Genomic DNA, 13,043 nt, shown 5'->3' on the forward strand with positions numbered 1-13,043 from the left:
ATTATTTTGATGGGCAGTCTTTGATTTGCCACCCTGCCTAACTTCTGCTACACTAACTCAAATCCATTTAACCAATCAGCCATGACCATTCGCGCCTTTCTTGGCGGCTCATTCGACCCTGTACATCTGTCACACCTACAGATGGCGACACACGTGCATCAGGCGATTAGCCAATTCATTCAAAATGATCCACGTGGTCAATTTGCCCAGATTGATGTCAGTCTACTGCCCACGGCAGGCAACCCCTTTAAGGGCAAACCCACAGCAGATACTCATCGCCTAGAGATGCTGCACCTTGCTACCCAAGGCACGCCCATTAACATCGACACGCACGAGCTGACTCAGACGCCACCCGTCTATACCATCAATACTGCCCGTCATCTGCGTCAAATTTACCCCAATGATCGGCTGATTTTTATCATGGGACAAGACAGTCTACACGCCCTACCTACTTGGAAAGACGGCGATGAGATTTTGGATTTTGTGAATATTTGGGCGTTCATGCGCGGTGATTTTAAGCCCGTTGGTGATTTATCCGATCAAGTATTAGAAAATTTAACGGATGATTTAGGTGAATTTTTGCCCCAAAACGGCAGAATCTATCAAGACAGCACGCCCATCACCGCCATGTCATCATCCATGGTTCGTAAGATGCTTACAGATCACAACCCAGAAGCAAGGCAATTTTTGACAAAAATGGTGCTGGATTATATTGACAAACACGCCATTTATGCCTAAATTATGCTATAATAATCAGTTATTCAACACGAAAGTCGATCAAACACATGACCAACAAACAAAACACTCAAAACCTAAGCCTAGATGAGCAAGTTAAACTTGCCACCGAAGCTCTGGACGACCTAAAAGCCAAAGAAATCACCGTAATGACGGTTGAGCATTTGACCGAAGTTGCCGAGCGCATCGTCATCGCTAACGCCACTTCAAAACGCCACGTTAAGGCACTTGCTGACAAGCTCGGCGCTGCTGCCAAAGAAGCAGGCCTGATGCCACTGGGCCGTGAAGGCGATAAAGACAGCGACTGGACATTGGTGGACCTAGGCGCGGTTGTGGTGCACATCATGACCCCGCAGGCTCGCGAATTCTATGACCTAGAAGGTCTTTGGTCATCACCAGAAGCCCTGCAAGCTCTGGCTGTCCAAAAAGCGTAATTCACACACCCTAAACCGCCCTAACTCACTAGGGCGGTTTTTTATTTGCCAAAAATCTTTTATAATAAGTGATTTAAAATTTGGAAAATGATACTTATGGACTTGGACGACCTTATCAGCTTTGACCGCACCCACCTTTGGCACCCTTATGCCAGCCTGCCACCTACCTATGACAATCATCTCATCAGTCATGCTGATGGTGTACAGCTCTACATGGCGGACGGCACGCCACTCATAGACGGTATGTCGTCATGGTGGGCAAGCATTCACGGCTACAACCATCCCCGCCTAAACCATGCCATGACAGAACAGCTTGGCAAGATGGGCCATGTGATGTTTGGCGGACTCACCCACGCACCTGCCATTGAGCTTGGCGAGCGACTTTTGGGCATCACCCCCAAAAACTTGACCAAAATATTCTATGCCGACAGCGGTAGTGTGGCGGTGGAAGTCGCCCTAAAAATGGCACTGCAATACCAACTGGCACGGGGTCTGCCCCACAAAAACGCCTTTGCCAGCACGCACTCGGGCTATCATGGCGACACATGGCATGCCATGAGCGTATGCGACCCTGTGAACAGTATGCACGCCATGTACGGTAAACAGCTCCCCACGCAGTATTTTTTGCCGTCTCCGCCTTTGGGTTTTGATACGCCACTGAATGATGAGACACGGCTTGACATGGATAGGTTTTTTGGGCGGTATCATGACAGATTGGCAGGGTTTATCATCGAGCCGATCGTACAGGGGGCAGGTGGTATGCGGTTTTATTCACCCGAGTATCTGTCGCACCTGCACGCCCTTTGTCAGTATTATGACGTGCTACTGATTTGTGATGAGATAGCCACAGGCTTTGGGCGAAGTGGGGCGATGTTTGCGGTCAATCACGCAGGTATCTGCCCTGACATCATGACCCTTGGTAAGGCATTGACGGGCGGTTATATGAGCTTTGGGGCAACCATGACCACCGATAAAGTGGCAAATACCATTCATGACAGCCTCTACCCTGCTCTCATGCATGGCCCTACATTCATGGGCAATCCCTTGGCGTGTGCGGTGGCGTGTAAGAGCATTGATATGGTACTGGCTATGGATAGCCCAACTGTCGCTCGTGCCATGCAGGACAAGCTCTCTGCCCACCTGTCGCCATTAACATCATGGCAACAAGTGGCGGACGTACGAGTGCTTGGAGCGATAGGCGTGATTGAGATGAGGCAGCCGATAAATATGCCCATTTTTCAGGCACTGTTGCCAAAATACGGCATTTGGGTGCGACCCTTTGGCAAACTTGTGTATCTAATGCCTGCGTATGTGATGAGTGATGAGGATTTGGCGTTATTGTGCGGTAAATTGGTTGAGCTTTTAAAAGAGTATTTTTACGGAGACACGCCATGACCACCCTATTCATCACAGGCATCGACACTGACATCGGCAAAACTTATGCCACAGGGGTACTGGCTCGCCACCTGCTTGATTATGGTAAATCGGTCATCACCCAAAAGCTGATACAAACAGGCGTGACAGGCAACATCGCCGATGACATCATCACGCATCGCACGCTGATGGGGATAGACTTATATGAAGTGGACAAAGATGGTACGACCTGCCCCATTACACTTATCAAGCCTGCCAGTCCGCACTTATCGGCTCGCCTAGAAAATCAAACCATCGATGTTTGCCAAATTGACCACGCCACCCGTCTTTTGGAGCGTCAATTTGATACCGTGCTGTTAGAGGGGGCAGGTGGAGTACTTGTGCCTTTGACAAACCATCTTTTGACATTAGATTACATCAAAACGCACGACTATCCTGTGATTGTGGTTACATCGGCTCGCTTAGGTAGCATCAATCACACCCTACTGACCTTAGAGGCGATACACGCTCGGGGGCTTAGACTCTTTGCGGTAGTGTTTAACCATCACTTTGATACTGATGGCGACATCAGTGCCGACACGCTAAGCTTTTTGCAAAACCATGTGAGAGAAAATTACCCCACCGCCTTATTTTTGCGACTTGATGGCGGGCAAATCATGGCATTTGATGAAGTGGCGGATAGGTTTTAGACAACCTTATAATACCACGCATACCGCACCCCAAAACCAATCTCCATAAGGCTTGCCAAAATCCGCCCCGTCAGCCCCCACACCACCTCAGGCACACCGTCATCATCGCAGTCATAGACCCACGCAGGGGTGTGGAGTTTGGCAGTTTTGTTGGGTGGCATTCTTTGAAATGCCCGATCCATAGGGACGGTTTGTAGAACTTCAAAGGGTAGCCAAAACAGCCGAGCTATCTCGTCCTCGCTGGGGACGAGCTTATCCACCACCTCCGCCCCCACGCAGGCGACCACAGGACGAACCAGTAAGCCCTTTTTGGAAATCTGCATCGGCAAATACCCCAAAATCTGGGCGTCCGCCCCAACAAGACCCACCTCCTCGCACGCCTCACGCAAGGCAACTTCTGCCGAGCTTTTGTCCGTGTCATCTCGTTTGCCACCGACTAAGGACACCTCCCCTGCATGGCTATTTAGACTAGCCGACCGCCGTGTGAGAAGAAGGCGTGGGCGCGGCTCATCGGTGATGACAATCAGCACACACGCCTGTGGGGGTGGGTTGTCATTTAATAATTTTTGATAATGCTTTATCGCACCCTCACGCACCAGCCCCGTCAAAAGCTCGTTGTTATCCGTATAAGGCAAAATATCCACGCCCCGATAGTCCGCTAGGGCTTGGGCGAGCGTATAAAAGCGGTGCGTGATTGGTAAATTTACCGTTTGTTTATCTATAAATACGCTGTCTTTATCATTCATAAAATCATTTGTCATTTTACTTATTTTCATTTAAACTGACCCTATTTATCCTATCATACCATCATGTCCTTTTGCTTACAATGCGGCCGCCCCGCCGCCCACGCCATCCCCGAAGGCGACACTCGTCCACGCCTGGTCTGCACGTCCTGCGGTCATATTCATTACGAGAATCCCAAGATGATCTGTGGGGTACTTGCCCTTCATCAAGATAAAATCCTGCTGTGTCGCCGAGCCATTGAGCCACGTTATGGACTGTGGACACTCCCTGCTGGCTTTATGGAAAATGGCGAAACCATGGCGGACGGCGCAAAACGTGAAACGATCGAAGAAGCCGAAGGCGTGGCGGAGAATCTGAAACTCTACGCCCTATTTGATTTACCCCAATGGGGGCAGATTCACGCCATGTATCTTGCCAACTTACAAGACGGTAAATTTGGCGTTGGTAGTGAAAGCTTAGAATGCGGACTATTTTCCCCTGATGAAATAGACATGGAAAATTTGGCGTTTGAGACGGTCAAGCAGACCATTGAACATTATTTGGCAGATAAAGCAGCATTGGAAAAATTAGGCAAAGACAGTGATGACTTTAGCAATTATCCCCTGCATGAGATCTGTATTGATACCCACCTTGTAAAATAAATAAAAACCACAGAATCACTCCTGTGGTTTTTATTTTTAGATGATGCCTCTTGATTTTAATAAGGCCGTGATATCGGGCTTTCTGCCCATAAATTTTTCAAATAGTGCCATCGGCTCATCCGACCCACCTTGGGACAAGATGACATCCACGAAATCCTGCCCTGTCTTGCGGTTGAACAACCCTTCTCTTTCAAATCGGGTAAAGCCATCACTGGCAAGCACTTCAGACCATAGGTAGCTATAATAGCCCGCCGAATAGCCACCTGAGAAAATATGATTAAAGCTATGCCCCGTACGAATCCACTCAGGGTCATTCATCACAGAGATATTCTGACGAATGTCTTCGCGAATTCTTGCAATCGCGCCGTGATCGCCCGCCTGATATTCAGAATGTAACCTAAAATCAAACAAGCCAAATTCAAGCTGACGAACGATATTGGTCGCTGATTGATAATTCTTGGCCTCAAGCATCTTATCAATGATGTCTTTTGGCAGCGATTCGCCCGTTTGGTAATGCTTAGAAATAAGCGCAAGCGTATCTACATCCCACGTCCAATTCTCAAGCATCTGACTGGGAAATTCCACCGCATCCCACGCCACGCCATTAATGCCTGACACCGCCTGCATATCAACCTTAGTCAGCATATGATGCAACCCATGCCCAAACTCATGGAACAATGTCTCCACTTCGCCATGCAACAGTAGCGCCGGCTTATCATCGCTGGCACCGCCAAAATTACATACAAGCATCGAGACTGGCAGTTGAATCTCGCCATCGCTCGTCTTATAGCGCCCAATCACACTGCTGTGCCAAGCGCCACTTCGCTTATTCTCACGCGTAAATAAATCCAAATAAAAAGACGCAACGTGCTTACCACCCTTGAATAATTCAAAGAACCTCACACCCTCATGGATGACAGGCACACTCGTCTTTTCACGCACACGCACACCAAACAGACGCTCGGTCAGCTCAAACATGCCCGACAGCACCTGATCAACAGGGAAATACACTCTTAGTGCCTCCCTGTCAATGCTGTAGCGTTCTTGTTTTAACTTCTCAGACAGATAAGCAAAATCCCAAGGCATCAGCGTGTCAGATTCTGCCAACAGTCCATTTTGTTTGGCGTATGCTTCTAATTCTTTGACTTCTGCTTTGGATTTGTCATGTGTTTTTGCCAATAAATCATTTAAGAACTCTAACACTTGTGCTGGGCTTTCTGCCATTTTTTTGGCAAGCGAATATTCGGCATGCGAATTAAATCCTAAAAGCTTGGCGCGTTCTAGTCTTAGTTCTGCCAGCTCATTCATGATGGGTGTATTGTCCCACTTGCCGGCATTAGGTCCTTGATCGGATGCGCGAGTGCGATACGCCTCGAACATTTGTCGTCTTAATGCTCGATCATCAGCATAGGTGACGATGGCGGCATAGCTTGGATAGTCGAGTCCGAAGCAATAACCCGCGACACCCTTCGACTCGGCTGCCTTCTTAGCACTTGCCAAGGCGATGTCACCAAGGCCTGCCAGTCTTGATTCATCATCAATGACAATCTCAAAACCCATCTCGGCATCCAGCACATTATTACCAAACTGCGTGCTAAGCTCGGAGAGTCTGGCGGAGACTTTGGCGTAACGCTCAGCAGCCTCACCTTCTAAAGTCACGCCCGACAACTTAAAATCAAGCAATGCATTATCAATCGCCTTTTTTTGAGCCTTGGAATAAGAGGCGTACTCTTTGCCCTGTTTTAGCTTATTAAAGGCATCATAAAGCGGTCGATACATCCCAAACCACGTATCAAACTCCGTCAAACTTTGCTTAGCTTCATTGAATACAGCACGCAGCGCGTCGGAACTTTTTAGCGAATGCAGCTGGCTGACCGCTGACCATGCACGCTCAAGCTTATTCTGCGCGTCTTCTAGCGGCGCATAGAAATTCTGCCAAGTGATGACGTCTTGCGCTGTTAATGTCTTAACGGCATTGGTGTTATATTCAATCAGATAGGTAATGGCAGGCTTGATGTGTTCAGGCGTGATCCTTGGGAAATCGGGCAAATTATGAAAGTCCAGCAAAGGATTACCCTGTAATGACTCGCTTAGCACAAGTGGTACAGAATTAGCCATACCAAACTTAGGCAAACTCATGGTAAGTGCAGTCCCCAATCCAAACTGCAAAAAACGACGGCGCTCCATATACTCTCCTTATAAATTCTAATCAGTGAATGAATCTAGTTAGCTTATGCAAACTTCGCCATCAAGTCAAGCCATTAATAAAAACACCGCCCATCATAGGCGGTGCGGTATGCTACAAGTTATTATATGCCGCGGCAGTTAGCATAATAAGTTACGCTGGCTGGCCAATCCGAAAAGATGCCCTTGACCCCAACCTCTCTATACAGCACATCGATCAATCGATACATGTCACCATCGTTATTTATGATGTCTTGGATGCCTGTATAGTACCAGCCACCGCCAGATGATAGCGGATATGAACGCTCAACCGTCCACGTCACAAGTCCAAAACCGTTCGCTTTGGCTTGTCTTGCAAATTCGCTCATCCGTAATTCACCGCCTTTATTGGTGACCAGCATCCACGTGGCAGGCGCAAGGTTTTGAATGCCTTTTTGTTTCAATTGTGCCAAATCATATTTCCAAGTGACAGGATTCTGCGGATCGAAATTCTTGCCATCTTTGGCACTATTGGCATCCTCCATCAAAAACACCGCCGTCTTGGCATAATCAGGATAATGCTCAATCCAATAAGTCAAATCATCAATATTAAATGACTGCACGCTGCTGTCATTCGCATGATAGCCTGCTTTCTTTAATGCCTTAATCAGATCCGCCCGATAATCATCATAAGTATAACCTTGATGCGGAATCACGGTTGGCTGCTTAAGTTCTGGCGTGACTTTTACGCCCATTTTCTTATAAAGTGCCAATGCTTCATCTAGGCTCATCAGCGTCGCATTTTGAGAATACAGATCTGTACGGAAAGCAGGCGTTGCATTTACGTACTCATCTACAGTGCGCGCCTTAGGATTGGCGGCATCTTGTTTACCTTTTAAGGTCTTAAATTCTGCCAATGTGATGTCGGAAGTTAGGCATTTGGCAGAAGCTTCCTTGATGAGCTTACCTGATGCGCCAAACTGGGCAGGCGTGAAATTCTGGGTGCATTTATTAGCAAGCGGAGTTTGCAAGATGTTCGTCGTGGTATGCAAATCAGCATCAGAATGACGACAGACCAGCTGGTGATCCTTGGTAAAGGCAACATCGCATTCTTGGATGCCTGCGCCTTGTCTGTTAGCGGCGATGTAGCTTTCGGCAGTATGTTCAGCGAACTGCAATGGAGCACCACGATGCGCGATTGAAAATTCTGTGCGTTTTGGCGTTTGGGCTTGGCAGCTTTTTAATTCTTGCTTTAATTTACCCTCATCCATGTCATCCAATAGATAAAAAGGCCTAGCACCGTAGCTAATGACAGGCTTGGCAAGTTCATCGCGAGCACCGTGAATTGGTGTGGATTTCGGCATCGATTGACACGCCATCATCAGCGGCAAAATGGCAAAAATACCCATACAAGAAAGCTTTTTAGAAAGCTGTTTTGAAGATTTCATAAATGACTCCATAAAAAACGTGAAGCCATCTTAATAAATATTTATGACAATTTAATAACAACACTTAAAACCACAAACCCCCCACCATCTCTGGCAGGGGGTTTTGACTTTGGTAAGTCGTTTGGCTTGTTTGCTGTTAAGACAATCTTATTAGATTAGTTCTTAACGTTAGCAACAACACCAGCACCTACGGTACGGCCACCTTCACGGATCGCGAAGCGTAGACCTTTGTCCATGGCGATTGGGTGGATAAGCTCAACGCTCATCTCAACGTTGTCACCAGGCATAACCATTTCAGTACCTTCTTGTAGAGTGATGGCACCAGTTACGTCAGTAGTACGGAAGTAGAACTGTGGACGATAGCCGTTTAGGAATGGCGTGTGACGACCACCTTCTTCTTTTGACAGTACGTATACTTCTGCGTCAAATTGGGTGTGCGGAGTGATTGAACCTGGCTTAGCAAGTACTTGACCACGTTGAACTTCTTCACGCTTAGTACCACGTAGTAGAATACCACAGTTCTCACCAGCACGGCCTTCGTCTAGAAGCTTACGGAACATCTCAACACCAGTACAGGTAGTCTTAGCAGTGTCTTTGATACCAACGATTTCAACTTCGTCACCAACTTTGATGATACCAGACTCAACACGGCCAGTTACAACAGTACCACGACCAGAGATTGAGAATACGTCTTCGATTGGCATTAGGAATGGACGATCGATGTCACGCTCTGGCTCAGGGATGTAGCTATCTAGAGTGCTTAGTAGCTCTAGGATAGCTGGCTCGCCATATTGACCTTGGTCGCCATTTAGACCTAGTAGTGCAGAACCTTTGATGATAGGAGTGTCATCACCAGGGAAGTCGTAGTCAGATAGAAGTTCACGCACTTCCATTTCTACTAGCTCTAGTAGTTCTTCATCATCTACTAGGTCGCACTTGTTCATGAATACCATGATGTAAGGTACGCCAACCTGACGAGATAGAAGGATGTGCTCACGAGTTTGTGGCATTGGGCCGTCAGTAGCTGCTACAACTAGGATAGCGCCGTCCATCTGTGCCGCACCAGTAATCATGTTTTTAACATAGTCGGCGTGGCCTGGGCAGTCTACGTGCGCGTAGTGACGTGCTTCAGTGTCATACTCGATGTGAGAGGTATTAATGGTAATACCACGTGCTTTTTCTTCTGGTGCTGAGTCAATTGCAGCGTAGTCCTTTGCTTCACCGCCGTGGTGCTTAGCAGCAACAGTTGCGATGGCAGCAGTCAATGTGGTTTTGCCGTGGTCAACGTGACCGATGGTACCAACGTTTACGTGTGGTTTGTTACGTTCGAACTTGGCTTTGGCCATGATACTATTCCTTTTAGAATGGTCTTAATCTGATTGATATAAGACAATTTAAACAATAAAAATTTAAATCTGCTACATTGATTGCAAGACATTCAAATAATGCTTGCAATCAAGTATTGTTAGATGAACAGATGAGTAAATTACTCGTCGTCGTCTTTAGCAGTGAACTTCTTGATGATCTCATCAGCAACGTTCTTCGGAGTCTCTTGGTATTTTGCGAATTCCATAGAGTAAGTCGCACGACCTTGAGACATAGAACGCATTTGGGTAGCATAACCGAACATCTCAGCAAGCGGTACTTCAGCGCGGATGGCTTTGGTGCCGCCAGGTAGATCGTCCATACCTTGAACCATACCACGACGACGGTTCAAGTCGCCCATGATATCGCCCATGTAGTCTTCTGGAGTCTCAACTTCTACCTTCATGATAGGCTCAAGCAATGCTGGAGAGGCTTGCATAAAGCCTTTCTTGAATGCCATAGAACCTGCCATTTTGAACGATAGTTCGTCAGAGTCAACGTCATGGTATGAACCATCATATAGAGTTGCTTTAACGTTAACTACTGGGTAGCCTGCTAGAACGCCGTTTTTCATACGCTCTTGGATACCTTTGTCTACTGCAGCGTGGTATTCTTTAGGTACAACACCGCCCACGATTTCTTCAGCAAATTCGTATTCCACTTCACCTTCAGGATCAAGCGGCTCAAGACGTAGCCAAACGTGACCGAACTTACCACGACCACCAGTTTGACGAACGAATTTACCTTCAACTTCAACAGTTTGACGGATCGTTTCACGGTATGCAACTTGAGGAGCACCGATGTTCGCTTCAACGTTAAATTCACGCTTCATGCGGTCAACGATAATGTCAAGGTGTAGCTCACCCATACCAGAGATGATGGTTTGACCTGATTCTTCATCGGTGCGTACACGGAATGAAGGGTCTTCTTTAGCCAGACGGCCTAGAGCGATAGACATCTTCTCTTGGTCAGCTTTGGTTTTTGGTTCAACCGCTAGGCTGATAACTGGATCTGGGAATTCCATGCGCTCAAGGGTGATAACATTGTCATTATCACATAGTGTATCACCAGTAGTTACGTCTTTTAGACCTACGAATGCTACGATGTCACCAGCACGGGCTTCGCTCACCTCTTCTTGTGAGTTAGCGTGCATCTCAACGATACGACCGATGCGCTCACGCTTCATCTTAACAGGGTTATATACGCTGTCACCTTGCTGAGCAACACCAGAATAGATACGTACATAAGTCAAGTTACCAACGTACTTATCGTTTTGAATTTTGAATGCCAAACCAGCAAATGGTTCATCATCAGAAGACTCACGAGTACCTTCGGTTTCATCTTTGTCATCTAGGATACCACGGATGGCTTCAACGTCATTTGGCGCAGGTAGGAATTCGATCACCGCGTCAAGCATACGCTGTACGCCTTTGTTTTTGAAGGCAGTACCACATAGCATTGGTTGGATTTCACATGCTAGTGTACGAGTACGAAGACCAGCTACGATGTCTTCACGAGACAGATCGCCTTCTTCTAGGTACTTGTCCATCAGCTCTTCTGAGCTTTCAGCTGCTGCTTCAACCATGTTGTTGCGCCATTCTTTAGCAACATCAACCAGGTCGGCAGGAATTTCGCCGTATTCAAACTTCATGCCTTGAGATTCTACATCCCAGATGATAGATTTCATCTCAAGCAGGTCAACAACACCTTCAAAGTTATCTTCAGCACCGATTGGCACAACTACAGGTACAGGGTTACCACCTAGACGAGTTTTTACTTGCTCAACTACGCGGAAGAAGTTCGCACCAGTACGGTCCATTTTGTTGACGAACGCAAGACGTGGCACTTTATATTTGTTAGCTTGACGCCATACAGTTTCTGACTGAGGCTGTACACCGCCAACCGCACAGTAAACCATACACGCACCGTCTAATACACGCATAGAACGTTCAACTTCGATGGTGAAGTCAACGTGGCCGGGGGTGTCAATTAGGTTGATGCGATGCTCTGGGAATTGATTAGACATACCTGACCAAAAGCAAGTGGTTGCTGCTGATGCGATGGTAATACCACGCTCTTGCTCTTGCTCCATCCAGTCCATGGTGGCAGCACCTTCGTGCACTTCACCTAGTTTGTGGTTCTTACCTGTGTAGAACAAAATACGCTCAGATGTGGTGGTTTTACCAGCATCGATGTGCGCAGAGATACCGATGTTACGATATCTGTTTAGGGGGGTTTTACGTGCCATAATTTTTCCTAGAAAAATTCTGATTAATTGGGTGTCTGATGGATAATATTAATCAACATTCATGACCAAAACATGACAATCAGACTTATATGGGCTGACTTGGATGATAAGGCATCATCCAAGTCAATGCACCTGTTATTAAGAAATGCTTGACAGCACTTCTTAAATTAGAAGCGGAAGTGCGAGAAAGCTTTGTTCGCATCAGCCATACGGTGAACATCATCACGTTTCTTGATGGCAGCGCCTTTACCTTCTGCTGCATCGTTTAGCTCACCAGCTAGACGTAGAGCCATTGATTTTTCAGAGCGCTTAGCAGCGGCGTCAGCCAACCAACGCATTGCTAGGGCAGTACGACGGGAGGGACGTACTTCCATAGGTACTTGGTAGGTAGCACCACCAACACGGCGAGCTTTAACTTCCACCGTTGGGCGAACGCTTTCTAGCACTTCTTCAAAGAATGCAACTGGATCTTCAACGTTGCGCTTAGCAGCAACAGTTTCTAGTGCGCCGTAAACGATTTTTTCAGCGACTGATTTTTTACCATCAACCATTACGTGGTTGATGAATTTTGCAATGGTTTGGCTGCCGAATTTAGGATCTGGTAGGATTTCACGGGCAGCGACGACACGACGTCTTGGCATAATAGTTTCCTTATATCTTCAGGATAATCTGGTATAAAAGCTAGCTTAACCAGCCTTACTGCATATGTGGGTTTGACACACCAAACCCTAAAATACGCAAATGATGTCTTTAGGCTTATGCCTTAGGACGCTTAGCACCGTACTTAGAACGGCCTTGTTTACGATCTTTCACGCCTGCACAGTCAAGTGCGCCACGCACGGTGTGATAACGAACACCTGGAAGGTCTTTTACACGACCACCACGGATCAATACAACACTGTGCTCTTGAAGGTTGTGACCTTCACCGCCGATGTAGCTAGATACTTCGTAGCCAGAAGTTAGACGTACACGGCACACTTTACGCATGGCTGAGTTAGGTTTTTTTGGAGTCGTAGTATATACACGAGTACAAACACCGCGACGTTGTGGGCAGGCTTGTAGTGCAGGTACTTTCGACTTTTCAGTAATGGTCTTACGACCTTTACGGATAAGTTGGTTTGTAGTTGCCATTGGCAATTTCTCCCGTTATTAACAATATGGCTATTTTTTATGTAATAGCCGACTATCCCCCTTTGGGGGCA

The 13,043-nt window shown here is 47.0% G+C and carries 12 protein-coding genes; 5 read left to right on the forward strand and 7 right to left on the reverse strand.

Annotated features, from left to right (window positions below; translation table 11 throughout):
• Nucleotides 1-81: 81 nt before the first annotated feature.
• From nadD to bioD, 4 genes are all read left to right on the forward strand, one after another.
• Complete coding sequence (nadD, locus tag DYD54_RS08880; protein WP_084260685.1) at nt 82-738, forward strand: nicotinate (nicotinamide) nucleotide adenylyltransferase; 657 nt, start codon at nt 82-84, stop codon at nt 736-738.
• A 47-nt stretch (nt 739-785) separates the two neighbouring features.
• Nucleotides 786-1,169, forward strand: a complete 384-nt coding sequence (gene rsfS, locus DYD54_RS08885) for a ribosome silencing factor (protein ID WP_046700339.1) — start codon at nt 786-788, stop codon at nt 1,167-1,169.
• Between the two features lie 87 nt (nt 1,170-1,256).
• Nucleotides 1,257-2,564, forward strand: coding sequence for an adenosylmethionine--8-amino-7-oxononanoate transaminase (bioA, locus tag DYD54_RS08890; protein WP_084260686.1), 1,308 nt, complete (start codon nt 1,257-1,259; stop codon nt 2,562-2,564).
• Nucleotides 2,561-3,232 (forward strand): dethiobiotin synthase, encoded by a 672-nt coding sequence (gene bioD, locus DYD54_RS08895; protein WP_063514598.1) that lies wholly within the window; start codon nt 2,561-2,563, stop codon nt 3,230-3,232. The genes bioA and bioD overlap by 4 nt, the downstream gene beginning before the upstream one ends.
• Here the strand turns inward: bioD and DYD54_RS08900 are convergent.
• Nucleotides 3,229-3,993: an NUDIX hydrolase gene (locus DYD54_RS08900; protein ID WP_063515034.1), complete on the reverse strand. Its 765-nt coding sequence runs from the start codon at nt 3,991-3,993 to the stop codon at nt 3,229-3,231. The genes bioD and DYD54_RS08900 overlap by 4 nt on opposite strands.
• 48 nt (nt 3,994-4,041) lie before the next feature.
• On the opposite strand from DYD54_RS08900, the gene DYD54_RS08905 reads away from it, so the two are divergent.
• The gene (locus DYD54_RS08905) at nt 4,042-4,617 is read left to right on the forward strand and encodes an NUDIX hydrolase (protein ID WP_063514599.1); all 576 of its coding nucleotides are present in this window, start codon (nt 4,042-4,044) and stop codon (nt 4,615-4,617) included.
• Between the two features lie 36 nt (nt 4,618-4,653).
• Here DYD54_RS08905 and DYD54_RS08910 read toward each other — a convergent pair whose 3' ends face one another.
• From DYD54_RS08910 to rpsL, 6 genes are all read right to left on the reverse strand, one after another.
• Nucleotides 4,654-6,804: a M3 family metallopeptidase gene (locus DYD54_RS08910; RefSeq protein ID WP_084260687.1), complete on the reverse strand. Its 2,151-nt coding sequence runs from the start codon at nt 6,802-6,804 to the stop codon at nt 4,654-4,656.
• A gap of 122 nt (nt 6,805-6,926) precedes the next feature.
• Nucleotides 6,927-8,228, reverse strand: coding sequence for a glycerophosphodiester phosphodiesterase family protein (locus DYD54_RS08915; RefSeq protein ID WP_228703547.1), 1,302 nt, complete (start codon nt 8,226-8,228; stop codon nt 6,927-6,929).
• A gap of 155 nt (nt 8,229-8,383) precedes the next feature.
• Nucleotides 8,384-9,574 (reverse strand): elongation factor Tu, encoded by a 1,191-nt coding sequence (tuf, locus tag DYD54_RS08920; protein ID WP_063514600.1) that lies wholly within the window; start codon nt 9,572-9,574, stop codon nt 8,384-8,386.
• Between the two features lie 140 nt (nt 9,575-9,714).
• Entirely contained in the window at nt 9,715-11,841 is a 2,127-nt protein-coding gene (fusA, locus tag DYD54_RS08925) for an elongation factor G (RefSeq protein ID WP_063514601.1), read from the reverse strand.
• Between the two features lie 167 nt (nt 11,842-12,008).
• A complete protein-coding gene (gene rpsG / locus DYD54_RS08930) occupies nt 12,009-12,482 on the reverse strand; it encodes a 30S ribosomal protein S7 (RefSeq protein ID WP_036364066.1) in 474 nt (157 codons plus the stop codon).
• 115 nt (nt 12,483-12,597) lie between these two features.
• Nucleotides 12,598-12,972, reverse strand: a complete 375-nt coding sequence (gene rpsL / locus DYD54_RS08935) for a 30S ribosomal protein S12 (protein ID WP_029102685.1) — start codon at nt 12,970-12,972, stop codon at nt 12,598-12,600.
• Nucleotides 12,973-13,043 lie beyond the last annotated feature (71 nt).

It is taken from the genome of Moraxella ovis (assembly GCF_900453105.1).
In the GTDB taxonomy this organism is placed as follows: domain Bacteria; phylum Pseudomonadota; class Gammaproteobacteria; order Pseudomonadales; family Moraxellaceae; genus Moraxella; species Moraxella ovis.